The sequence below is a fragment of the Streptomyces sp. NPDC001135 genome (genome assembly GCF_053598395.1).
The window spans coordinates 40089-61332 of record NZ_JBSFKD010000001.1 but is presented as its reverse complement, the minus strand read 5'-3'; the positions used below and the strand labels follow the sequence as shown (position 1 = coordinate 61332).

Annotated in this window: 26 protein-coding genes; 11 read left to right on the top strand and 15 right to left on the bottom strand. The window is 72.0% G+C overall.

All coding sequences use genetic code 11. The features are described from left to right. Positions 1-33: 33 nt before the first annotated feature. From ACWC94_RS00340 to ACWC94_RS00305, 8 genes are all read right to left on the bottom strand, one after another. Positions 34-2076, bottom strand: coding sequence for a HelD family protein (locus ACWC94_RS00340; RefSeq protein ID WP_450794096.1), 2043 nt, complete (start codon positions 2074-2076; stop codon positions 34-36). A 50-nt stretch (positions 2077-2126) separates the two neighbouring features. Continuing rightward, positions 2127-2741: a TetR family transcriptional regulator gene (locus ACWC94_RS00335; protein WP_450794095.1), complete on the bottom strand. Its 615-nt coding sequence runs from the start codon at positions 2739-2741 to the stop codon at positions 2127-2129. A 53-nt stretch (positions 2742-2794) separates the two neighbouring features. Further along, positions 2795-4981, bottom strand: a complete 2187-nt coding sequence (locus tag ACWC94_RS00330; RefSeq protein WP_450794094.1) for a phosphotransferase — start codon at positions 4979-4981, stop codon at positions 2795-2797. A 165-nt stretch (positions 4982-5146) separates the two neighbouring features. Then, positions 5147-5872: an HAD family hydrolase gene (locus tag ACWC94_RS00325; RefSeq protein WP_450794093.1), complete on the bottom strand. Its 726-nt coding sequence runs from the start codon at positions 5870-5872 to the stop codon at positions 5147-5149. Further along, positions 5872-6759 carry a GntR family transcriptional regulator gene (locus ACWC94_RS00320; RefSeq protein ID WP_450794091.1) on the bottom strand — a complete coding sequence of 296 codons (888 nt, stop codon included), beginning with the start codon at positions 6757-6759 and terminating at the stop codon, positions 5872-5874. The genes ACWC94_RS00325 and ACWC94_RS00320 overlap by 1 nt, the downstream gene beginning before the upstream one ends. 60 nt (positions 6760-6819) lie before the next feature. After that, complete coding sequence (locus tag ACWC94_RS00315; RefSeq protein WP_450794090.1) at positions 6820-7731, bottom strand: winged helix-turn-helix domain-containing protein; 912 nt, start codon at positions 7729-7731, stop codon at positions 6820-6822. A gap of 301 nt (positions 7732-8032) precedes the next feature. Next, complete coding sequence (locus ACWC94_RS00310; RefSeq protein WP_450794089.1) at positions 8033-9271, bottom strand: GNAT family N-acetyltransferase; 1239 nt, start codon at positions 9269-9271, stop codon at positions 8033-8035. 109 nt (positions 9272-9380) lie between these two features. Next, the gene (locus ACWC94_RS00305; protein WP_450794088.1) at positions 9381-10028 is read right to left on the bottom strand and encodes an RsiG family protein; all 648 of its coding nucleotides are present in this window, start codon (positions 10026-10028) and stop codon (positions 9381-9383) included. Between the two features lie 159 nt (positions 10029-10187). Here ACWC94_RS00305 and dtd point away from each other — a divergent pair, with 159 nt between their 5' ends. Beyond that, positions 10188-10613 carry a D-aminoacyl-tRNA deacylase gene (gene dtd, locus ACWC94_RS00300; protein ID WP_116154474.1) on the top strand — a complete coding sequence of 142 codons (426 nt, stop codon included), beginning with the start codon at positions 10188-10190 and terminating at the stop codon, positions 10611-10613. 121 nt (positions 10614-10734) lie between these two features. Here the strand turns inward: dtd and ygfZ are convergent, their stop codons facing one another. Genes ygfZ through ACWC94_RS00285 form a run of 3 tightly spaced genes read right to left on the bottom strand, consistent with a single transcriptional unit; the run spans position 10735 to position 12739 of the window. After that, positions 10735-11700 (bottom strand): CAF17-like 4Fe-4S cluster assembly/insertion protein YgfZ, encoded by a 966-nt coding sequence (gene ygfZ / locus ACWC94_RS00295; RefSeq protein WP_450794087.1) that lies wholly within the window; start codon positions 11698-11700, stop codon positions 10735-10737. Positions 11701-11709: 9 nt separating this feature from the next. Beyond that, positions 11710-12147: a Fur family transcriptional regulator gene (locus tag ACWC94_RS00290; protein ID WP_450794086.1), complete on the bottom strand. Its 438-nt coding sequence runs from the start codon at positions 12145-12147 to the stop codon at positions 11710-11712. Between the two features lie 16 nt (positions 12148-12163). Beyond that, complete coding sequence (locus ACWC94_RS00285) at positions 12164-12739, bottom strand: FABP family protein (protein ID WP_450794085.1); 576 nt, start codon at positions 12737-12739, stop codon at positions 12164-12166. A gap of 308 nt (positions 12740-13047) precedes the next feature. Between ACWC94_RS00285 and ACWC94_RS00280 the strand changes: the two genes are divergently transcribed. Next, on the top strand, positions 13048-13242 hold the full coding sequence (locus ACWC94_RS00280) for a hypothetical protein (protein ID WP_450794084.1): 195 nt from the start codon (positions 13048-13050) through the stop codon (positions 13240-13242). 12 nt (positions 13243-13254) lie between these two features. On the opposite strand, the gene ACWC94_RS00275 is transcribed toward ACWC94_RS00280, so the two are convergent. After that, positions 13255-13530: a DUF397 domain-containing protein gene (locus tag ACWC94_RS00275; protein WP_450794083.1), complete on the bottom strand. Its 276-nt coding sequence runs from the start codon at positions 13528-13530 to the stop codon at positions 13255-13257. Further along, positions 13512-14354 carry a helix-turn-helix domain-containing protein gene (locus ACWC94_RS00270; protein ID WP_450794082.1) on the bottom strand — a complete coding sequence of 281 codons (843 nt, stop codon included), beginning with the start codon at positions 14352-14354 and terminating at the stop codon, positions 13512-13514. The genes ACWC94_RS00275 and ACWC94_RS00270 overlap by 19 nt, the downstream gene beginning before the upstream one ends. Before the next feature lie 166 nt (positions 14355-14520). Here ACWC94_RS00270 and ACWC94_RS00265 point away from each other — a divergent pair, with 166 nt between their 5' ends. The 3 genes from ACWC94_RS00265 to ACWC94_RS00255 are packed head-to-tail and all read left to right on the top strand — an operon-like array spanning position 14521 to position 15617. Continuing rightward, on the top strand, positions 14521-14913 hold the full coding sequence (locus tag ACWC94_RS00265; RefSeq protein WP_450794081.1) for a hypothetical protein: 393 nt from the start codon (positions 14521-14523) through the stop codon (positions 14911-14913). Continuing rightward, a complete protein-coding gene (locus ACWC94_RS00260) occupies positions 14910-15224 on the top strand; it encodes a hypothetical protein (protein ID WP_450794079.1) in 315 nt (104 codons plus the stop codon). Before ACWC94_RS00265 ends, ACWC94_RS00260 begins: the two co-directional genes overlap by 4 nt. A gap of 30 nt (positions 15225-15254) precedes the next feature. Then, positions 15255-15617 carry a DsrE family protein gene (locus tag ACWC94_RS00255; protein ID WP_363216958.1) on the top strand — a complete coding sequence of 121 codons (363 nt, stop codon included), beginning with the start codon at positions 15255-15257 and terminating at the stop codon, positions 15615-15617. 40 nt (positions 15618-15657) lie between these two features. Here the strand turns inward: ACWC94_RS00255 and ACWC94_RS00250 are convergent, their stop codons facing one another. Continuing rightward, a complete protein-coding gene (locus ACWC94_RS00250; RefSeq protein ID WP_450794078.1) occupies positions 15658-16305 on the bottom strand; it encodes a hypothetical protein in 648 nt (215 codons plus the stop codon). A 189-nt stretch (positions 16306-16494) separates the two neighbouring features. On the opposite strand from ACWC94_RS00250, the gene ACWC94_RS00245 reads away from it, so the two are divergent. Continuing rightward, positions 16495-17928 (top strand): helix-turn-helix domain-containing protein, encoded by a 1434-nt coding sequence (locus tag ACWC94_RS00245; RefSeq protein WP_450794077.1) that lies wholly within the window; start codon positions 16495-16497, stop codon positions 17926-17928. An 8-nt stretch (positions 17929-17936) separates the two neighbouring features. Here ACWC94_RS00245 and ACWC94_RS00240 read toward each other — a convergent pair whose 3' ends face one another. Next, positions 17937-18194, bottom strand: coding sequence for a DUF3099 domain-containing protein (locus ACWC94_RS00240; protein WP_450794076.1), 258 nt, complete (start codon positions 18192-18194; stop codon positions 17937-17939). A 117-nt stretch (positions 18195-18311) separates the two neighbouring features. Here ACWC94_RS00240 and ACWC94_RS00235 point away from each other — a divergent pair, with 117 nt between their 5' ends. The 5 genes from ACWC94_RS00235 (at position 18312) to ACWC94_RS00215 (ending at position 21244) form a co-directional block, all read left to right on the top strand. Beyond that, the gene (locus ACWC94_RS00235; RefSeq protein WP_450794075.1) at positions 18312-19049 is read left to right on the top strand and encodes an LmeA family phospholipid-binding protein; all 738 of its coding nucleotides are present in this window, start codon (positions 18312-18314) and stop codon (positions 19047-19049) included. A gap of 214 nt (positions 19050-19263) precedes the next feature. Beyond that, positions 19264-19344 (top strand): Ms5788A family Cys-rich leader peptide, encoded by an 81-nt coding sequence (locus ACWC94_RS00230; RefSeq protein ID WP_350751515.1) that lies wholly within the window; start codon positions 19264-19266, stop codon positions 19342-19344. A gap of 128 nt (positions 19345-19472) precedes the next feature. After that, positions 19473-20318 (top strand): sulfurtransferase, encoded by an 846-nt coding sequence (locus tag ACWC94_RS00225; RefSeq protein WP_450794074.1) that lies wholly within the window; start codon positions 19473-19475, stop codon positions 20316-20318. Positions 20319-20342: 24 nt separating this feature from the next. Then, positions 20343-20633 (top strand): DUF1416 domain-containing protein, encoded by a 291-nt coding sequence (locus tag ACWC94_RS00220; protein ID WP_043502058.1) that lies wholly within the window; start codon positions 20343-20345, stop codon positions 20631-20633. A 185-nt stretch (positions 20634-20818) separates the two neighbouring features. Then, on the top strand, positions 20819-21244 hold the full coding sequence (locus ACWC94_RS00215) for a hypothetical protein (RefSeq protein ID WP_450794073.1): 426 nt from the start codon (positions 20819-20821) through the stop codon (positions 21242-21244).

Below are 21244 nucleotides of genomic sequence, written 5' to 3'. Positions count from 1 at the left end.
CCGCCCCCCGCGCCCCTGCGGGCGCCACCGGTGTCAGAACGGCAGCGGGCGGCTGTGGACGACGTCCAGGCGGGACACCGCACGGGTCAGTACGACGTACAGCCGGTGTGCGCCCCGTTCCTCCGCCTCGACGACGGCGGCCGGTTCCACCGCGACGACATGGTCGTACTCCAGGCCCTTGACCGTGCTCGCCGGGACGAGGGTCAGGCGGGCGCCGAGCGTGTCGGGACCGGCCGGTTCCAGACCGGCGCCCACCAGCGCCTCGCGTACACCGGCCACCTCCGCGTCCGCCGCGACGACGCCGACCGAGCCCTCCCGGGTGAGGGCGTGCCGTACGGCGGTCACCGTCGTGCCGAGGACGTCGTCGGTGGGCCGGAGGGTCAACTCGCCGTCGGTGCGCAGGGAGTGGGCCGGCGGCACGGACACGTCCAGGTGGGGCAGCAGCCGGTTGGCCAGGGCGACGACGGCCGCCGGCACCCGGAAACCGGTGGTCAGCGGCACCACGGCCGCGTCCGGCCGGCCGAGGTGGCGCAGCTGGACGGACCAGTCGCGGGCGGCCCACGGGGTGGTGCCCTGGGCGAGGTCGCCGAGGACGGTCAGGGAGCCGAAGACCGCCCGGCGGGCGATCGCCCGGCACTCCATGGCCGAGAGGTCCTGCGCCTCGTCGACGACGATGTGCCCATAGCCCTCGGGGTGTTCGATCAGTCCGGCGAGTTCGTCCAGGAGGACCAGGTCGGCCGCCGACCAGCGGGCCGACTTCCAGGAGCGCGGCGGGCGGGGCCACAGCAGGGCGGCCTGTTCGCCGGGGTCCAGCAGGCCGTCGGCCGACCGGGTCAACGCCTCGGCGTCGCTGAGGAGTTCGGTGAGGATCTCTTCAGGGCGGACCTTGGGCCAGACCAGGTCGAGGTGCGCGGTGAGCGGCCGGGCCCGTTCGATGCGGCGCACCCAGGAGGCGGGCAGGACTCCGGAGCGCCGTTCGGCCTGCTCGCGCAGCCGCCGCACCACCCGGGCACGCACCCGCTCGCGGCCGGTGGCGTACGGCGGCTCCTCGGCGCGTACCTCGGCCACGATCGCGGCGAGTTCGGCGGCGGGGACCCGCCGGCGGCAGGAGCCGTCCGGTACGGCGAGGTCGGTCACGCCGTCCGCCGACACGCGCGCGTACAGCGCCCGGCGCAGCACCTCGGCCATCCGGGCGTCGTGCTTGACGGCGGCCGTGCGGTCCGGGTCGGTGCCGGTGACCGGATGCCGGGCGAGTTCGTCCAGCAGGGTGGACTGACGATGGCCCCCCTCGGTCGCTCCGCGACGGGCGGCCTCCCCCAGCGACGGCAGCACCTCGGCGATGTACGACAGGAACGTGCGGTTGGGGCCGAGGACGAGCAGGCCGGAGCGCCGCAGCCGCTGGGCGTGCGTGTACAGCAGATAGGCGGCGCGGTGCAGGCCGACGGCGGTCTTGCCGGTACCGGGGGCGCCCTGCACGCACACCGAGTCGGTGAGCGCGGCCCGGACGAGGTCGTCCTGCTCGGGCTGGATGGTGGCGGCGATGTCCCGCATGGGCCCGACGCGGGGCCGCTCGATCTCGCGGGCCACGATGGCGCTGGTCCGCGACTCGCCCCGGCCCAGGTGCTCGTCCTCCAGCCCGGTCAGGTCGGCGGAGTCGCCGGTGCTGCCGGGCGCCCAGCCGAACCGGCGCCGTACGTCCACACCCTGTGGATCGCCGGCGCTGGCCTGGTAGAAGGCGCGGGAGACGGGAGCGCGCCAGTCGACCACGAGGGGCGGTGCGGCCGGACCCTCGCTGATCCGGATCCGGCCCACGTGCAGGGCCGGGTCAGCGGCCCCGGCGAAGTCCAGCCGGCCGAAGAACAGCGGGCCCGGCGGGAGTTCGCGCAGCGCCTTGGCCTGGCTGCGCAACCGGTGGCCGAGGACCTCGGCGTCGGCTCCGGAGGCGGAGACGTCCTCGCCGATGACGACCTGTTCGGCGGCGCCCTCGGTCATCGCGGCGAGGGCGGCACGGCAGGTGTCGTGGAAGGCGCGCTCGGTGTGCAGGGTGTCCATGAGGGCGGGGTCGGGTGACGTCATGGCGCCACCCTACCGCCATAACGTTACCGAGTTACATTTTTAACCGAGTCTCACCGATCGGACCTCCACTCCGGCAGCCCCTCCCCCAGCCGCCGGAACGCCCGCTCAGCCGCCCGCAGGGCATCGGGCTCCACCTGCGCGACCGGCTCCCCGGCCGCGATCCGCCGCCAGTTCTCCTGGGCGAGGACGCGCTGGACGGCGACGATCTGCCCGGCGGCCAGCCGCGCGTCCAGCCCTCCCCCGAGCGCCTCGGCGAGTGCCGCCTCCGACCGCTCCAGATGGCCGTACGCCCGCGCCACCAGGGCCGGAGTGCCGTAGAGCAGCCGGTGGAAGGCGAGGACCTGCGGGTGGTCGTTCAGGCCGGTGACCGGATCGCGGCGCGCCAGCCCGTCCAGGAAGTGCCGGCGCAGCGCGTCCACGGGATCGGCCGCGCCCGTGACCACCCGCGCGGCCTCCGTCTCGTGGTCCGCGATCCGGTGCAGGACCAGGTCCTCCTTGGCCGGGAAGTACCGGAAGAGGGTCGGTTTGGAGATCCCGGCCGCCGCCGCGACCTCGGCCACGGACACCGCGTCGAAGCCCCGCTGAAGGAACAGCCGCACGGCGATGTCCGACACGTCCTGGTACATCCGCTGCTTCTTGCGCTCACGCAGGCCCATCTCACCCATGGGGCGAGCCTACGCAGCGCCGCCCGGGCGGGTCGGCCAGGCCAGGGTGCGGGTCAGAAGGGCCCTGGATACGGGTCGGTGCGGCGGCGGGACGACAGGCCCAGGGAGGCGATGGCCGCCGCCAGGGTCATGGCGTACGAGTCCACCGCGCGGCGCACGTTGGGGGCGTCCAGGCTCGTCCCGGTGACCAGACGGTCGAGGTCGACGTAGGCGGAGCGGACGATCTCGATCCACCGGTACACCCGCCAGTCCTGCTGCCAGTTCCGGGTGAACCGGGCGGGCAGCAGGCTCTCCCAGCGGCGGAACATGCGGTCGCGGATCTCCGGCCGGGTCGGGGTGAGGTGCATGTGCCGGACCAGCTCGTACAGCGGATCGCCGACCAGGGCCAGCTCCCAGTCGATGAGGGTCAGTGCCAGATCGTCGTCGCGGCGCACCAGGTTCCAGGGGTTGAGGTCGCCGTGCAGCAGGGCGGGGGCGCGCTCGGTGACCTGGTGCCGGGCGAGGATCTCGCGCAGCCGGGGCGCGTCCGGCAGGCCGAGGAAGCGGGCCAGCCGCTGGGACTGGCGGGGCAGAGCGGCCACCAGCGCGACCAGCTGCTCGCTGAGCCAGCCGTAGAAGCCGGGCCGGCCGGCCACCGGGTCGACCGTGGCGTAGTCGATCCCGGCCAGTGCGGCCAGCTGGTCGACCAGGCGGTCCGCCTCGTGCGGGCGCAGCCCGTGCACCGGGTGCTCGGGTCTGCGGCCGAGGTCGCGGCCGGCCTCGTAGGTGTGGACGGCGAACCGGTCCCCGGCGTAGCGGTGGGCGGGATCGGTGGCGTGACTCTCGCCGAGCGCCAGCACCCGGGGCGCGGCCACCGGCGCCCCGGACCGCTCGATCGCCGCGAGGACGGCGTGCTCGCTGAGGAAGCTGCGCTCGCGCCGCAGGACGACGGTCGCCTCCCGGCGGACGACGACGGGGAAAGGGGCGCCGGGGACCTGGATCACCGTGTTGAGGTGCGCGGCGCCCTTGAACACCCGCTCGGCCGGGGCCGCGCCCTCCAGGAACAGCGCGTCGCCGACCGCCGGGTGCCCGAACGCGGGGTGCTCGGGCACCCGCCGGTCCGGGGTCCAGGCGATGCCCCGGCGGGCACCGGCCGAGACCCCCCTCCGGAACAGGATCCGCTCGATCTCCGGCCGCTCCGGCACCCGGCCCAGCCGCAGCGGCTCGGTGGCGCGGCGCAGGGCCGCGTGCACGGCGGCGGTCGCCTCCTCCAGGCGCCGCCGACCGCAGGAGTCCTCCAGGGAGCGCGCGGCGCGGATCACGTCCGCGTAGAGCGACTGCGCGTGCTCGAAGGCGACATAGTGGCGCAGGTCCTTGTGCAGGGCGGCGGTCGCGGCGGGCCGAACCCGGCGTACGGCCCGCTCCCAGGCCTCGGTGGCCTCGGGCCACTGGTGGTCGGGGTAGCGCATGCGCACGAGGTGGACGGCGAGGTCGTGCAAGGGGTCGCCGTAGCCCGCCCGTTCCCAGTCCAGGCAGTGCAGCGGCGCGTCACCGGCGGCCGGCACCACCAAATTGCCGCGGTGCAGATCGCCGTGGAGCAGGCCGTACGGCCGCCGGGTCATCGCCGGTACCCGGTCGGCGAACCGCAGCAGGGCGTCCTCGGGCACGCCGAGGGCCGTGAACAGGCCGCCGTAGCGGCGCCAGTTGGGCCGGCGGATCTGCCGGTCGGCCTGGTGGGCGAGGGCGCGCAGGAAGGCCTGGGAGTCGGTGTGGTTGGCCGGCCAGGAGGACGGCAGCGGCGGCAGGGCCGCGCCGCGCACGTGCGCGATGGCCGCGAGCAGCTCCGCCAGCTCGGTCAGCAGGGGCCCGGCGACCGGTTTGCCGGGGCCGCACAGCTCGGCCAGCGGGGTGCCCTCGGCGTGGCTGTGCAGGGCGAAGCCGTCCCCCTCCAGCAGGCACTCAGGCACCTGGGGCAGCACGGCCCGCACCGCCCGCAGGATCTCCGACTCGCTCGGCCAGGTACGGACCACCACCGGTGGCACGTCCGGCCGCGCCACCCGTACGGTCACCAGGGTGCCCGGCTCCCGGCCGAGCAGCCGGGCCAGCGGCTCGGTCAGCGGCAGCACGTGGCTGGCGTGGTGGAAGCCGGCGCCCCGCGGCCGGGTGGCGAACGCGCGGGCCAGGAAGGCCCGGACGACGTCCGCTGGAATTCTGCCGGCGTGCCCCCCGGCCGCGGCACGGGGAACAGGCGGTGCGCCCACTGGCCGCTCCGGGGGTCGATCGCGCGAAAAGGAAGGGTCGGGCCCAGTCGAGCAGCCGGGCGGGTGGTCCGCCACTCGTCTGTGCCGGGCCGAGGGCCGGCTCGTTGCCGTTCCTCCCGCGCGGTTGTGCACGCGTCCGGGCGGTGACCCGGACGTGGCGGCATGCTAGCCGACCGGGCGACCGCTCCGGAGCAACCTCAGCAGGGGCTGCAGCGACCGTACGACCTGCCGGGCGCCGGCCGCACGCAGCAGTCCCTCCTTCGGCTCGTCACGCGCGTAGCCGAGGAACGGAACGCCCGCGGCACGGGCCGCGGCGAGGTCCGAGGGGGTGTCACCGATCATCAGGGCGGCCGAGGGTGCCGCGCCCATCGCGTTCAGGGCGCGGTTGAGGCACTGCGGGTGTGGTTTGAGGTGGTGCAGCTGCTCGGTGCGGCCGTACAGATGCGGGCTGAAGCAGCCGGTGAGGCCGCGGGTCTCCAGGTAGGTGCGGGCCGCCCGGGGCGAGTTGTTGGTGGTGACGGCCAGCCGGGCGCCGACGGCCGTCCAGGTGCGGATCAGCGGGTCGGCGTAGGCGGTGGGCAGCGCGGAGGCCGCGGCCTTCAGCTCCTCCTGGGTGAGCCGCTCCTCCAGCCCTGCGACCAGGTCGCTGCCGGGGCGTCTGCGGCCCACCGCGCGCAGCACGACCTGCGGGTCCAGCGTGTCCCGTTCGGTGTCGGTGAGCAGCCCGCGCAGGCCCTGCCGCGCCAGCCACTCGACCAGGTCCGCGGCCACCCGTTCCGCCTTGTGCCCGGCGAAGAGGCGGCAGATCGGCCCGTCGAAGTCCCACAGCACGAACCGGGCCGGTGTGATCAGTTCCCGAAGCTTCTCGATCTCACTCGCATCAGAAGTCACTAGGAGAGTGTCAGGTCCGTCGTGATGGTTTCCCAGAGGGCGTCGAACCACTTCTGCGATTGCTCCACGAACGCCGCGTCCCGCTGACCGGCCCGCTGCTCGAAGGAGAACAGCAGCGACTCGGAGCCGAGGGTGTCGTACATCTCCAGCGTTCCGCGGTCGGTGGGCTCCTCGCGGCGCGTGATCATGTAGTGCGCGAAGAGCGCCTCCTCCCCGTTGAGCAGGTACAGCTTGACCGGAGGGGTGAACGGCAGCGCCCGGAAGGTGACATGGACGTCGATGTCGTGGGTGCCGCGCAGCGCCTGCAGGTTGTACTGGAGCACCTGGCCCTGGGCGTTGCGCATGGCCAGCCAGCGCTGGTGGACGGCCTCGTCCTCCTCGCTCCCGGCGTCGACGGAGACCGGGAAGGCGAGGTTGATGTCGCGGGACGGCAGCAGGATGCGGGCGTCGATCCGCCCGGGGTGCAGCCGGCCCTCGTGGATCAGGCGCAGCGGCTCGCCGAGCGCCGGGATCAGGCTCTGCGCGGTCAGGCAGACGGCGTCGATGCGCACGTGCGGAGCCGAGAACGCCTGGGTCAGCCGGGGCGCGAGCGCCACCATCGTCGGCTGGGGCTCCTCCCGCTGCCACGCGGGCTGCGGCTCGGCGACCCGGGGCGGGCTGCCCTTGCTGACGCCGGCGAGCAGTCCGTCCCCCTGGAGCACCCGCAGCGCCTGACGCACGGCACCCCGCTCGACCCCGAACTCCCCGGCCAGCTCGGCCTGGGTCGGCAGCCGCTCGCCGGGCCGCAGCACGCCGGTGCGGATCCGCGCGCGCAGGGTGTCGGCGATCTCCTGGGGCGTGAGTTTTCCGCTGCCGTTCGCTGCCATGGGCTCCTGGGTCACGACCAAACGCTACAACTCTGATCCATCTACCGGGAGTTGGCTGCCAACGATTCCAAGTTGGCCGGGCTAGGGACCGAGGACCAGCTCCGAGCTGATCGTCCCCCACAGCGCGTCGAACCACAGCCGCGACTGCTCCACGAACGCGGCGTCCCGCCGCCCGGCACGCCGCTCGAACGCGAACAGCATCGAGCGCGTGCCGTCGGCGTCGTACAGCTCCAGGTGCGCGTGTTCGATCTCCCGTTCGCGCCGTTTGAGCGTGTAGTACGCGAACAGCGCCTCCGAGCCGTTGAGCAGGTACAGCTTGACCGGCGGGGTGAACGGCAGGGCACGGAAGCAGACCTGTACGTCGACGCCGTGCGTGGCGTACAGGGCCAGCAGGTTCTGCCGCAGCACCAGGCCCTGGGCGTTGCGCTGGGCCAGCCAGCGGCGGTGCAGCAGGCCGCGGTCGTCGGCGGCCACGGGCACCGGGAAGGCCAGGTCGATGTCACGGCTGGGCAGCAGCACCCGGACGTCGATCTTGGCCGGTTTCAGCCGCCCGGCGTGGATCTGCCGGAGCGGCTCCCCGATGGCCATCGTGAGCGAGACCGCGGTCAGGCACAGGGCGTCGATGCGCACGTGCGGGACGGCGAAGGCCTCCGCGATGCGGGGCGCGAGACCGACCATCGTGGGCTGCGGCGGCGCCGCCGGTCCGGCCGGCGGGCACACCGGCCCCGGCACCGCCGCCACCGTGGCCGGGCTGCCCTTGGAAACGTCGGTCAGCAGCCGCTCCGACTGCAGGATGCGCAACGCCTGCCGCACGGCGCCCCGTTCGACACCGAACTCGTCGGCCAGCGCGGCCTGCGTGGGCATGCGCTGACCCGCCCGCAGCACACCGGACCTGATCCGGGTGCGCAGTTCGTCGGCGATGTCGCGGGACGCGTGAGGCCGGTGTGACCTCGTCCGTCCATTGGCGGAGGCGTGCTCCGGGTCCACGAACAAACACTACAACTTCCCGCCAACTTACGGCAGTTCACCGACGGCTGGTTATGAGTCGCTTCCCAACGGAGATAAGTACAGTGGAGTTGGCTGCCAACTCGCATGACATGGTCAAGCTTCCCAGTGGTTGGCCGCCGGGCTCCCTTCCGGAGGGGAGCCGGGAGTCCGGACAGGGGACGGCCACCGAAGCGCACAGTCACAACTGAACACGACTTCGCACAGCCACAACTGAACACCGCGGCACAGCCACAACTGAACAGCTCGCTACGGATGAACGGTCAGCGTCACCGGGAGAGAGGAGCGGTCAGAAGATGTCCGGGCACCACGGCCGCCCGGACGAGCGGAACAGGGCGTCGGCCTTCCGGGCGGCGCCCTCTCGTTCTTCCTGGACCCGGCCGAGCGCGGCCAGCCGCAGCAGGGACTCGCCCCCGAGCCAGAGCGACGCCAACTCGCCCACGTCCAGCGTCAGATCGGCGCTCTCGGTGCTCGCCGGCGTGCAGGACGCCCCCTCGGGCGAGACCTCCAGCCGGAACCGGCCCCCGGCGAGACCGTCACCGTCCACGACCTCCAGCACGACCGTGCCCACCCGGTCGTACGTCCGCGCCTCCAGGGCCCGTACGACGTCCAGGATCCGGATCCAGAGCCAGTCCGCGTGCGAGGTGATCCGGGCCGCGCGCGGGTCGGGGAGATAGCGCGGGAGCAGGTCGTCGGGGCCGCGGTAGCCGCTGTCGACCTTCGTGATCCAGTCGATGGAGCACAGGAAGTGCCACAGGGCGCGCTCGGCCGCCGCGCTGGTGGCGACGAGCCCCCGGACACCGGCGGTCTGATCCGGCTGCTTGCCGGTCCAGGTCTCGTCGGACCGGTACGCCACCAGGCCCTCGACCTCGCCGTGGGCCGAGCGGTAGACGGCGTAGAAGGGCTCGGTCCAGTCGTCGTGGAAGCGGACGGCCCCGGTGTTCACCTGCCACCACAGCTCATCGCGGCTGACCGCGCCGGGCTGGAGACGACGGAACCGCTCGTACAGCTCGGGGCCTAGCTTGCGTACGTCCTCGCCGTCCACCAGGTCGATCCGGCCCCCGTCGTCCGGCCCCGACCAGCGCGGGTCGAGGCCGGCCCGGGGCACCTCGATGATCCACTGGTTCGACCAGGTGGCCGGGCCGAAGCCGTAGCGGCCGTAGATCGGGTACTCGGCGGAGATCAGGGTGGCGAGGACGTCACCGCGCTCCTTCGCCGCCGGGAGGTCCCGCGCCATCATCCGGCTCAGCAGGCCGCGGCGGCGGTGGGTGGGGCTGACACTGACGTTGGTAATGGCGTCCGCGGCCACGGGCGCGCCGCCCACCGCGGTCAGTTCCTGGTCGAAGGAGCGGAAGGTGGCCACACAGCGGCCGTCGTCGAAGGCCCCGAGCAGCCGGCCCGGCTCGAACTGCGCCCGCCGGGCGTCGATCTGTTCGGGGGTCAGGGCGGGCGGGCGCAGAAACCCGACGGCGTGCGCGCGCAGCCAGTCCTCGAACTCGACCTCGGTGACGATTCGGACGTCGCTCATAGGGCCACGGTAGGCCGCGCCCCGGAACCTGTCGCCCGCATGACGCCGCGCCCACCGCCCCCACCGTCCACCACCGTGTTGCACCATCCCCCGCCGTCCTCCCGTCGGCTCAGAGGAGCAGGTCGTCCACCTGGGCCTCGCCCACGCGGTAGCGGCGGGCGATCTCCGCGCTGCAGTCGTCGGCCGTGCGCTGCAGGTGCTGGCGGCGGCGGGAGACCTCCTGCTCGTAGCGGACCAGGCGGCCCATCGCGGTGGCCAGCTCCAGGTCGGTACGCGCCTGGAGATCGCTCAGCTCGACCTCGGCGAGCATCTCGGCGGCCAGTCGCCGGTACTCCTCGTTGTGCGGGGTGCCGAGCGTGACATGGCGGGCCGAGGAACGGTGCCGGGCCGGGGCGTCCTTGAGGATCTCCGGGAGCCGGTCGACCATGGAGCCGTCCGCCGGCGCCGGCACGGACGCCCGGCCGCGCCCGCACTGCTCGGCACGCAGGATGTCGATCCGGCCCTGCAGCAGCCGCCGCACATAGCTGAGGTCCGCCTCGTCGCGCTGGGCGTCGCGGCGCAGGGTGCGCAGCTCGGGCAGACTCAGCCGGGCCAGGTCGGGCTCCGGAGGCTCGACGGGCAGGGCCGGCTCCGCCGGAGTGTCGGCGCGCTGGGCGGGCGGCCGGTACGTCCCCTGTACCTCCCCCACCCCCTGCACCCCGTGTGCCCCGTGTGCCCCCTGCGTCTCCAGCCGCCCGCTGGTACTCGGTGTGCTCATGTGCTTCTGACCGTCCCCTCGACCGGCGTGTGGGAGCATCGTGCCACCCCAACTGGCCACTATGTGACCGAGTGCCCCCGAACAGCCCCAGATGGGGGGTAAGGGATCTATATTGGACCCCCTGTGACCACGTACCGGGCACCCGGCATGATGGTCCGCATGCGTGCGGTGGTGCAGAGGGTGGACGGCGCGAGCGTCGTCGTGGACGGCGAGACGGTCGGCGCGATCGAGGGCGAGGGGCTGTGCGTCCTCGTCGGGGTGACCCATGAGGACACCAAGGAGAAGGCGGCGCAGCTGGCCCGCAAACTCTGGTCGATCCGCATGCTGCAGGACGAGAGGTCGTGCAGCGACATCGACGCCCCGCTGCTGGTCATCAGCCAGTTCACCCTCTACGGCGACGCCCGCAAGGGCCGCCGGCCCACCTGGAACGCGGCGGCCCCGGGTGACGTGGCCGAGCCGCTGGTGGACGAGGTCGTGGCCCGGCTGCGGGCCCTCGGGGCGACGGTGGCCACCGGTCGCTTCGGCGCGAAGATGCGGGTGTCCTTGACGAACGACGGCCCCTTCACCGTGCTGCTGGAGATCTAGCCGGCCGGTGACCGCGGGAGGTGTGCCGTGCGGTCGCCGCCCCCGAGGGCGACGCCACGATCGAGAGTGAGGCCGCGCCGGGTACGGACCCTCCTGAGCGGCTCCTGACGGCGCACGACCGCTACGGCTCGACCACGACCTCCTGGGCGGCCGCCGTCTCTCCGGCCAGGAGCCTCGCGTCGACCGGCACATTGCGCTTGATCAGCGCCAGCGCCACCGGCCCCAGCTCGTGGTGCCGTACGGACGTCGTCACGAAACCGATCTTCCGGCCGTCCGGACCCTCGTCCGCGACACGGATCTCCGTGCCCGCCACCGGCAGGTGGACGTCGCTGCCGTCCAGGTGCAGGAAGACCAGGCGGCGCGGCGGCTTGCCCAGGTTCTGGACGCGGGCGACCGTCTCCTGCCCCCGGTAGCAGCCCTTCTGCAGATGCACGGCCGTGCCGATCCAGCCCAGCTCGTGCGGAATGGTCCGGTGGTCGGTCTCGAAACCGAGCCGCGGCCGGTGGTGCTCGACGCGCAGCGCCTCGTGGGCGAGGAGCCCGGCGGCCGGGCCGTGCGTGGCCGCGAAGGACTCCAGGTCGGCACGCGGCAGGAACAGATCACGGCCGTACGCCGTCTCCCGTACGACGACCCCGTCCGGTACCTCGGCGATGGACCCGGCGGGCAGGTGCACCACGGCGAAGTCACCCGTTCGGTCGGCGACCTCCACCCGGTAGAAGAACTTCATCGACTCCAGGTACGCGATCAGCGCGTCCTGCGTACCCGGCTCCACGTGGGCCCAGACGGTGCTGCCGTCGTCCACCAGGTACAGCGCGTGCTCGATGTGCCCGTGCGCGGACAGGATCAGCGCCTCGGTCGCCTCACCGGCAGGCAGTTCACTGACGTGCTGGGTGAGCAGGAGGTGCAGCCAGCTCAGCCGGTCGTCGCCGGTGACGGTGACGACGCCCCGGTGGGACAGGTCGACGAATCCGGTGCCGTCGGCGAGGGCGCGCTGCTCGCGGAACAGGTCGCCGTAGTGGGCGGCGACACCTTCGTCCACGCCCTCGGCTGGGACGGCGCCGGGCAGGGACAGCAGGGGGCTCTTCATGGGGCCAGCCTACGACGTGGTAGTTGAACTCTTCAGGGAACAGTCCCTGCACCGGCCGAAGATCGCGAAGTGCTTCATGTCGGTGTCGAACCCGAACTGCGTACGCAGCTTCGCCGTGAACTCCGCGGCGACGTCCACATCGGCCTCGATCACGTTCTCGCAGTCGCGGCACACCAGGTGCAGATGGTGGTGGCGGTCGGCGAGGTGGTAGGTCGGCGCACCGTGCCCGAGGTGGGCGTGGCTGACCAGGCCCAGTTCCTCCAGCAGCTCCAGGGTCCGGTAGACCGTGGAAATGTTGACCCCCGACGCCGTCTTCCTCACCTCGCTGAGGATGGCGTCGGGGGTCGCGTGCTCAAGGGTGTCCACGGCTTCGAGGACAAGCTGCCGCTGCGGCGTCAGCCGGTAGCCGCGCTGCCTGAGGTCGCTCTTCCAGTCGGTGCTCACCACACCGCCGAGTCTAGGACTACTTGAAGAAGGCGATGCCGTCGTCCGGCATGTCGTCCGGGAGGGCCTTGGCCCAGCGCTCGACGTCCTCCGGGGTGACGACCTTCTTCAGGTGCGCCGACATGTAGGGGCGCAGCTCGACCTCGGGGGTCTGCTTCTCGCCGACCCACATGAGGTCGCTCTTGACGTAGCCGTAGAGCCGCTTGCCACCGCTGTACGGCTGCGAGGCGGCCGTCCGGGCGACGGCGTCCGTGACCAGGTCGATCTGCGGCTTCTTGTCGGCCATCTCGCCGTACCAGATCTCGATGACACCGTCGTCGCGGGTCATCGTCACCTCGACCTTGCGGTCGGCGTCGATCCGCCAGAAGCCGGACTCCGACTCCAGCGGGCGGATCTTGTTGCCGTCGTTGTCCAGCACCCAGGTGCGGGAGTGGTACTCCAGGAAGTCCCGGCCGTCGTGGGTGAAGCTGACCTCCTGGCCGAAGTTGCACTTCTGGGAGCCGGGGAAGTCATGCACGCCCGCACCGGCCCAGTTGCCGAGCAGGAAGGCGAGCGGGACGAGGTCCTTGTGCAGGTCGGACGGGATCTCGATCATGAGGTGCGGTTTCCTAGGTGGGGGTCAGCGCTGGCCCTGGTACAGCTTCTTCACGGTCAGACCGGCGAAGGCGAGCACGCCGACGCAGACCAGGACCAGCAGGGTTTCGAAGAAGATCTCCACGGGTGCTCCTTGAGCGAGGGTGGGCATACGACAGAGCCGGGGCCCAGCTTACGCGGCCGGGGTCGGGCCCTCTTGACGAGGTGGGCCGACCAGGGGCCCGGCCCCATTCAGCCCGCCCGGCTCGCCCCGGGACCGGCCGGCACCGAACCTTGATCCAGGTCCCACCTGAGATCGGAGAGAAGAGCATGCTCAAGGTGCTGCGCACGATCGCGACGGGTGTGGCTGCCGGGCTGTTGCTGGCGGTCGCGCCGACTACCGCCCACGCCCAGAACTCCGGTTCCACGGCACACGCCCCCGCTCCCAGCGCCGAAGATCCTGCGGCCCTGTCGGACGTCACGGACCTGGTGGGCACCCCGCTGAACGCGGGCCTCTTCGGCTGAGCCCCGCCCTCGTCAGGATCCGGCCTTGACCCCGCCCACGAACACCGCCCAGGCGCCCGCGCCGATCAGCAGCGGGGTGCGGGTGGTGTCCTTGCTGTCGCGGACGGGGACGAGGGGGAGGTTGGCGCCGACTTCGACGCACTGGCCACCGTCCGAGTTGCTGTAGCTGCTCTTGCGCCAGTCGGCGGCGTGGAGGAGGTTGGCGGCGACTTCGACACACGCGCCGCCGTCCGGGTTGCTGTAGCTGCTCTTGCGCCACGTCACGCCGCTCAGGTCGATGGCTCGCACGGCATTTCCTCCAACGTCCGCAGGATGAACTTCCGCGACTCGGCCGGGTTCAGAGCCAGGTCACGCATCGCATCGTACGCACGGTGCAGCCGCTCAACAGAGCCGTTTTCCTCGACCAGTTCACCGCGCAGGGCGTTCTCCGTGTACGCCACCATCCGCCCGTCCAGCAGCCGCAGGAACATCACATCCGTGCTCACCAGACCGTGCAGTCCGACGCTCTGCGGCAGCACCTGGATCGTGACGTGCGGCTGCTCCGACACCTTCAACAGGTGCTCCAGCTGCCGTTGCCACTCGACCGCGTCCCGCAGCGGTGTCCGCAGCACCACCTCACCGAGGAGAGCCCGGAACGGCGGGGCGTCCTCGCCTTCCAGCAACTTCCGTCGCCCGGTGCGGGCCTCGACCTGCTGGTCCAGCTCCTCCCCTCTGGCGCCTCCCAGCGCGAGCACCTCACGGGCGTACCCATCCGTCTGGAGCAGGCCATGGACAGTGCTGACGCCGTAGTGCCACAGCCCCACGGCCTCCGACTCGAGGATCATGTACCGGCGGTACTGCTCCTTGAACTGCGTGGGGTCCGCCATCGCCAACTCCCACAGCGTCACCAGCAACCCAGGTGTCCCGTAGTACTGGTCCAGCGCCTGTACGACCTCCGGGCCGCCCAGCGTCCGCCCGCTCTCCATCTTGCTGAACTGGGACGCGTCCCAGCCCACCTCCTTCGCGAGGTCCCGCAGGCTCAGGCCGCGCTCGCTCCTCAGGCGCCGTAACTCCTCGGCGAACCGCGCCCTCGGCTCCTGACTCCGCCCCGTGATCACCAGCCGCTGCGGCATCCCGCTCCTGTTGAACTTGTTGAATTTGGCAGGCCCAGCGTTGAATTTGGGCCGCTCAACAGCCCAGACGCCCTGTCCGTGCGCCATGCTCATCAGCATCCCGAACACGCAGCGTAGCCACAGCCGTGCGCTGCGCACAGGCGTTCATGGAAAGGAGCTGGCCACGATGACAACGACGTCGGAGTCCCACGAGCCCGGGCGTCTCCTCTACGACCCCGCCACCCGCCGCGTCGGCGAGTACCAGGACCGCTCAGGCCCGTACGCGAGGCTGCGCCCCGTCGGCGGCGGCCGGGAATGGCAGGCCGACCCCGCCACGCTGCGCCCCGCCACCGACCGCGAACGCCTCAGCGCGAGCGTCCACGCGGCGAACGGCCGTACGCGGGCCGTGCCGCCCGACCCCGCCGACCTCAGCCGCCCGCCCCGGCCGGTCCCCGGCTGCGCCGCGTGCATGACGCTGGCCGAACGGCGGGACACCGCGCGGGTGGAGTACGACCGGAGCGCGGAGACCGACGCCAACGTGCTGATGCGGCAGCACCAGCGGCAGGAGCACCGCGCATGAGCGGCATCCAGGGCAGCCTGCCGTACGAGGAGTGCCGACGGGGTCGGCGGCAGGCGTTACCGGCCGGACGGACACCGCTCCATCTGCCCTACGCCCTGCCGCCGTTCCATCCGGGCACGCCGACGACGCCCGACTCGCCCGTGCCGCCCCCCGGGCCCGCCCCGGCCCGGCTCCCCGCCCCGCGGAGACGGGTCCGCAGGCGGCGGGTCCGGCCGGTGGACGACGCGCGCATGAGCGGTCTGCTCGGCGTGCTCTGCCTGACGGCGCTGCTCGCGGCGATCGTCTTCGCGGCCCTGCGCCCGCGCGGCTGACGCCGCCCGCGAGGGCTTACGCTTCCGGACATGACCAAGAAGCTCGTGATCAAGGTGACGGCCGGGGCGGACGCACCCGAGCGCTGCTCGCAGGCGTTCACCGTGGCCGCGGTGGCCGTGGCCAGCGGGGTCGAGGTGTCGCTGTGGCTGACCGGGGAGTCGTCCTGGTTCGCCCTGCCGGGGCGGGCCGCCGAGTTCGAGCTGCCGCACGCCGCGCCGCTGCCGGACCTGATCGAGTCGATCCTCGCCGCCGGGCGCATCACGCTGTGCACCCAGTGCGCGGCCCGGCGGGAGATCACCGAGAAGGACGTCATCGAGGGCGTACGGATCGCGGGCGCGCAGGTCTTCGTCCAGGAATCCCTCGCCGACGACACGCAGGCGCTCGTCTACTGATCCACAGTGATCGGCTGGGACGAGCGCCTGCTCACGCGTCTCAGAAGACGAGGGCGTCCGCCGCCGTGGGCTCCCAGACCGTGATCTTGGGGGCGTGGACGTACGTCTTCACGGGAACCCGGACGGTGTCACCGCCGTCGAGCTGCACGGAGAGCGTGGAGGTGTGGGTTGCACTGCCGGGGGTGTCCTGCTGGTCCAGGGAGACGCCCTCGTAGTTCGCCTGGCCCGGCTTGAGGATGTTGGGACCGCCGCCGATGCCGTCCGGGGTGGTGGCCTTGATCCTGCCGTCGAAGGTGACCAGGCCGATGATCCCCAGGTCGCACGGGCTGCCGCTGGTGTTCTTGGCGGTGATCAGCAGGTGGTTCAGGGGACGGGACACCGGCGCGGCGGTGACGGTGAGCTGGTCGGCCCGGCAGGAGGGAGCCTTCTTGTTCCCGGACGCGGTGGCGGTGCGGTGGGCGTCGCCCGTCGTGCTCGTGCGGGAGCCGGCCTGCGCCGTGCTGCCACCCGTGGACGAAGCGTGCGTTCCCGGCGTACCGGTGGTGTGGGACGGCGACGCGGTCGAGGCCCGGACGGCGGACGCGGACGGCGCGGTGCCGGAGGCCGACGAGGTGCCGCTGCAGCCGACGGCGGCGGCGGAGCCGAGGGCCAACGCGGCGGCGGTGACGAGGATGCGCTTGGCGGACATGTGTGTCTCCCGTTGGTGGTTCTCTCGGTGGCCGGACCCGGTGGACCGGCCGCTGCACCGAACTGTGGGGTGAGATGTGTCCCAGTCGCCATGACCGCCGGGAAATCTGGAACCCTGGAACGCTTGCGCGCACTCTCACCAGGGGAAACGGCAGAGCCTGGAATGCCGTTCCGGGATGGGGAGGGTGGCATGGGCCGGGAGACGGACGCGCTGGCGGAGTTGCTCCGCGCATTAAAGGACCGGTCCGGGCGCAGTTACGGCGCGCTCGGCAAACGGCTCCACGTCAGCACGTCCACCCTGCACCGCTACTGCAACGGCACGGCGGTGCCGACCGAGTACGCGCCGCTGGAACGGTTCGCCCGGGTCTGTGGGGCGAGCGCGGAGGAGCTGGTCGAGCTGCACCGCCGCTGGATCCTGGCGGGCGCCTCCCGCCGCCGGGACGGGGGACGGCCGGGTGGGGACGCCTCTGTAGCGGGTGCCGTCTCCGGGGGGCGTTCAGCCGATGCTGCGGACGGGGCGGGGACTGAGGCGGGGGCCGGCGCGGGCGAGGAGGTCCGTGACGGCGCCCCCCGGGGCCCTTCCGGAGACGTTCCGGGCCGAGAGGCCTCCCCGTGCCCGACTGCCGCCCCGGGCCGGGAAACCACCCCGCGCCCGGAAGCCGTCCCCGTCCCGGCGGCCCTGCGCACGTCACGTACCGCCCGCCTCCGTCGCCCCCGGCTGCTGATCGCCGCGGGCGTGGTGGCCGTCGCCGCCGTCGCCGTGCCGGCCCTGGTCACCGCCGCGGACGACTCCAGAAGGCCCTCCGCGCATTCTGCCGCCGGCGCGACCGCGGACGGGTCCGCAGCCCCCGTCCCGCGCGGCGGCACGGGCGGCACCACCGCCACCGCCACCCCCACCGGGTCGGGGTCTCCCGCCGGCACCCCGTCCCAGGCCGCCGGCCGGGCGGACTCCGCCGGTTCCTCCCCCAGCCCCTCGCACCCGGTGACCGCGCCCGCCGCGGCTCCCTTCCACGTCAACGTCCTGACCAACAACTGGGACAACTCCTGTGACCAGTGGTTCCTGCTGAACAGCGACCCGAGGAAGGTGTCTCCGCCCCCCGCGAGCCAGGCCACCGACGGCTGGGCCGCCGCGATGGGCGCCGTACCCGCCGGGCATCTGCGGCTGCAGGTGACCGTGCAGGGTGACAGCAGCCGGCCGGTGGTGCTGCACGGGCTCCACGTCCGCGTCACCGGCACCCGCAAGGCCCCCGCGTGGAACGCCTTCACCATGGGCGGGCAGTGCGGCGGTGATCTGGCCCCGGCGTCCTTCGCCGTCGACCTCGACGCTCAGGCCCCGAGCGCGAAGGCGGTGCCGGGACACGAGGGGTACAACAAGACCCGGGCCACGGACTTCCCGTACAAGGTGTCCGCCGACGACCCGGAGGTGCTGAACATCGACGCCGCCACGGCCGCCCAGGACGTCGACTGGTACCTCGAACTCGTCTGGAGCAGCGGCGACCGGCAGGGCACGACCCGCATCGACGACCACGGCAGGCCGTTCCGCACCGCCGGCATGCGTGGCGCCAAGCAGTACTGGTACAACGGGGCGGTCGGCGCGGGCGCCTGGCAGCCCTGGACGGACTGAAGCGCGGGCTACCGCCGCTTCTTGCCGTCCAGCTCGTCCCACCACTCGTCGGACTGGGGATCGCCGGAGGGATCGTCCCACCACCGGTCCTCCGGGCCCCGCCGGTTGGCGATCATCGCCGCGACCGGCGGGATGACCATGGCCACGACGCACATGCCGACGGCCGCCGGCACCGACCAGAGGCGCACGACCCCCCACGCCAGGACGAAGAGCCCGATGCACGTCCCCATCATGGCGAAGTAGATGTGGCGCCGGCGCGCGTACATGACTCCAGGGTAGGGCGGGCACCCCCTGTCACAAGTGATCCACAATTCCCCCTCGGCCGTCCCGGCGGAGTTACCGTGGCGTAGCCACACCTACCGACGACCCGGGGGAAACACCACATGCGCGCCCTGCGAATAATCCTGATCCTCGTCGTGATCCTGGGCGGGCTGTTCGTGATCGCGGACCGGGTCGCCGTGCACTTCGCCGAGGGTGAGGCCGCCGACAAGCTGAAGGCGACCGAGAACCTGGCCTCGACGCCGGACGTGGACATCAAGGGGTTCCCGTTCCTGACCCAGGTCGCGGGCGGGTCCCTCGACGACGTCGAGGTCGGGATCAAGGACTACCAGGCCGCCACCGGCAAGGCCGGGCAGACGATCAGGATCGACGACCTGAAGGCCGACATGAAGGGCGTCACGTTCTCCGGGGACTACAGCTCCGCCACCGCGGCCAGCGCCACCGGTACCGCGACGATCTCCTACTCCGAGCTGCTGAAGACCGCCAACTCCCAGCCGACCGAGGTCGCCCCCGGGATCACCGCCCGGATCGTCGGCCTCTCCGACGGCGGCAACGGCAAGATCAAGGTCATGGTGGAGGGCACCGTCTCGTCCCTCGGGATCAAGCAGACCGTGCCCGTGCTCAGCTCGGTGACCGTCGAGAACGACAAGGTGCAGGTCCACGCCGACTCGCTGCCCAGGCTCGGCGCCGCCGCGATCGCCGAGAACCGCATCCGCGAGATCACCGACTTCCAGCAGGCCGTCGACCGGCTGCCCGGCGGCATCAAGCTGGACAAGGTGCAGGCCGCGAAGGACGGTGTGGAGATCATGGTGAAGGGTTCCGACGTCAAGCTGGCGGGGTAACGGAACGGAAGGGCGGGGCAGGAGGGCGATCGTCCGGCCTCGTCCGACTGGCGAGACGGGGTCGTCCGCAGCGTAGATGCGAAGACCCGTGCGAGCGCTCGGCAGGCCGTACGACGGCCGCCGGGCGCTTCTTCGTTCCGCCATACGGACGATCGTGTCTCGCCATATGACACACCGGTGACATGCCCGCCCGGACGTCCCTACGATCGCACCCATGAAGCGACAGGCGGATCTCACGAAGCGGCGGGCAGTGGACCTGTGCCGCGTTGCCGCCATGCTCTGTCGCCCCTTCTGAGCGCAAGTCCCCGACTTCCGCGTCCCTCAGCCGCCCTGCTGCAAGGGCACCCGTGCGCCGCCGTTCCCCGACCGCGCGCACCCCTCTACTCGCACGCCCCGCCGCAACTGCCCCGGAGGAGAAAGAGCATGAGCCGCACCGACGTCCTGGTCGACGCCGACTGGCTGCAGGAGCACCTGGACGACCCGGCCATCGCCATCGTCGAGGTGGACGAGGACACGTCCGCCTACGAGAAGAACCACATCAAGAACGCGATCCGCATCGACTGGACCAAGGACCTCCAGGACCCGGTCCGCCGTGACTTCATCGACCAGGAGGGCTTCGAGAAGCTCCTGTCGAAGAAGGGCATCGCCAACGACACCCTGGTGATCCTCTACGGCGGCAACAACAACTGGTTCGCGTCGTACGCCTACTGGTACTTCAAGCTGTACGGCCACGAGAACGTCAAGCTCCTCGACGGCGGCCGCAAGAAGTGGGAGCTGGACGCCCGCGAGCTGGTCGCCGGCGACGAGGTCCCCGAGCGCCCGGCCACCGACTACAAGGCCAAGGCGCAGGACACCTCCATCCGGGCCTTCCGTGACGACGTCGTCGCCGCGATCGGCTCGCACAACCTGGTCGACGTGCGCTCGCCCGACGAGTTCTCCGGCAAGCTGCTCGCCCCGGCGCACCTGCCGCAGGAGCAGTCGCAGCGTCCGGGCCACGTCCCGACCGCCCGCAACATCCCGTGGTCGAAGAACGCCAACGACGACGGCACCTTCAAGTCGGACGAGGAACTCAAGGCCCTCTACGCCGAGGAGAACGTGGACCTCGCCAAGGACACGATCGCCTACTGCCGCATCGGTGAGCGCTCGGCCCTGACCTGGTTCGTGCTGCACGAGCTGCTCGGCGTCGAGAACGTCAAGAACTACGACGGCTCCTGGACCGAGTACGGCTCCCTCGTCGGCGTGCCGATCGAGCTCGGCGCCAACAAGTAATCCCAACCCCTCTGGAGAGACAGCATGTGCGGAGCGAAGGCCGGCGGCCCGGACGCCTCGACGATCAAGCCCGGTGAGACCACGATCCAGGGCCAGGTGACCCGCGACGGCGAGCCGGTGACGGGCTACGTCCGTCTTCTCGACTCGACCGGCGAGTTCACCGCGGAGGTGCCCACCTCGGCGACCGGCCAGTTCCGGTTCTACGCGGCCGAGGGCACGTGGACCGTGCGCGCGCTGGTGCCCGGCGGCACGGCGGACCGCACGGTCGTCGTGGCGGAGAAGGGCGCTCTGGCCGAGGTCGCCATCGCGGTCTGAGCGGGCCGCGGGCTGCGCGAAACAGCACCACAGTGACGGTCGAAGGGCCGCACCCCTAGGGTTGGACGCCGGTGGGGGTGCGGCCTTTCGGCTTTCCTCGCCGAAACACCAGGAAGAAACGTCAAGTGGAGTCTCGCGTGGACAAGCGATCGGAACCCGCGGATCACCCCGCCGACGACGAGCCGATGACCTCCGGCGAGAAGGCTCTGGCCCGGGCCGTGCTCGGCGGGGTCGTGCTGTTCGCGATCGTGCCCGTCGGCCTCATATACCTTCTGATCATCCTCGTCACCGCCGCACTCTTCCCCGGCGAAATCGAACTCGACGGAGCGGCCGCGGTGTTCTGGGCGCTGCTGTTCCTGGCTCCGTGCTCGGTCATCGCCATGGCGGTCACGATGCCGGTGCGGCACCTTGTGCGGGGCGCGTTCAGCGTCTCACCCGCGGCCGGCCATGCGGTGGACGCCGCTTTCGGCTGGGTGACGTATTTCCTCGTCGGCGCGATGCTGCTCGCGTGGACACCGGGAGTCCACGCGCATTCGCTGACGCCTGCGGTCGCCGTGGCGACGGCAGGCGTCGTGTTCGGATTGCTTGCCGAACGGCTGGGCATCGGCTAG

Bases quoted from the DNA above. Each gene is read 5' to 3' on its own strand.
- ACWC94_RS00340 (WP_450794096.1), bottom strand. From the start codon at position 2,076: ATGACGTCACCCGACCCCGCCCTCATGGACACCCTGCACACCGAGCGC.
- ACWC94_RS00335 (WP_450794095.1), bottom strand. From the start codon at position 2,741: ATGGGTGAGATGGGCCTGCGTGAGCGCAAGAAGCAGCGGATGTACCAG.
- ACWC94_RS00310 (WP_450794089.1), bottom strand. From the start codon at position 9,271: ATGAGCGACGTCCGAATCGTCACCGAGGTCGAGTTCGAGGACTGGCTG.
- ACWC94_RS00305 (WP_450794088.1), bottom strand. From the start codon at position 10,028: ATGAGCACACCGAGTACCAGCGGGCGGCTGGAGACGCAGGGGGCACAC.
- dtd (WP_116154474.1), top strand. From the start codon at position 10,188: ATGCGTGCGGTGGTGCAGAGGGTGGACGGCGCGAGCGTCGTCGTGGAC.
- ygfZ (WP_450794087.1), bottom strand. From the start codon at position 11,700: ATGAAGAGCCCCCTGCTGTCCCTGCCCGGCGCCGTCCCAGCCGAGGGC.
- ACWC94_RS00285 (WP_450794085.1), bottom strand. From the start codon at position 12,739: ATGATCGAGATCCCGTCCGACCTGCACAAGGACCTCGTCCCGCTCGCC.
- ACWC94_RS00280 (WP_450794084.1), top strand. From the start codon at position 13,048: ATGCTCAAGGTGCTGCGCACGATCGCGACGGGTGTGGCTGCCGGGCTG.
- ACWC94_RS00270 (WP_450794082.1), bottom strand. From the start codon at position 14,354: ATGCCGCAGCGGCTGGTGATCACGGGGCGGAGTCAGGAGCCGAGGGCG.
- ACWC94_RS00265 (WP_450794081.1), top strand. From the start codon at position 14,521: ATGACAACGACGTCGGAGTCCCACGAGCCCGGGCGTCTCCTCTACGAC.
- ACWC94_RS00260 (WP_450794079.1), top strand. From the start codon at position 14,910: ATGAGCGGCATCCAGGGCAGCCTGCCGTACGAGGAGTGCCGACGGGGT.
- ACWC94_RS00255 (WP_363216958.1), top strand. From the start codon at position 15,255: ATGACCAAGAAGCTCGTGATCAAGGTGACGGCCGGGGCGGACGCACCC.
- ACWC94_RS00250 (WP_450794078.1), bottom strand. From the start codon at position 16,305: ATGTCCGCCAAGCGCATCCTCGTCACCGCCGCCGCGTTGGCCCTCGGC.
- ACWC94_RS00245 (WP_450794077.1), top strand. From the start codon at position 16,495: ATGGGCCGGGAGACGGACGCGCTGGCGGAGTTGCTCCGCGCATTAAAG.
- ACWC94_RS00240 (WP_450794076.1), bottom strand. From the start codon at position 18,194: ATGTACGCGCGCCGGCGCCACATCTACTTCGCCATGATGGGGACGTGC.
- ACWC94_RS00235 (WP_450794075.1), top strand. From the start codon at position 18,312: ATGCGCGCCCTGCGAATAATCCTGATCCTCGTCGTGATCCTGGGCGGG.
- ACWC94_RS00230 (WP_350751515.1), top strand. From the start codon at position 19,264: ATGAAGCGACAGGCGGATCTCACGAAGCGGCGGGCAGTGGACCTGTGC.
- ACWC94_RS00225 (WP_450794074.1), top strand. From the start codon at position 19,473: ATGAGCCGCACCGACGTCCTGGTCGACGCCGACTGGCTGCAGGAGCAC.
- ACWC94_RS00220 (WP_043502058.1), top strand. From the start codon at position 20,343: ATGTGCGGAGCGAAGGCCGGCGGCCCGGACGCCTCGACGATCAAGCCC.
- ACWC94_RS00215 (WP_450794073.1), top strand. From the start codon at position 20,819: ATGACCTCCGGCGAGAAGGCTCTGGCCCGGGCCGTGCTCGGCGGGGTC.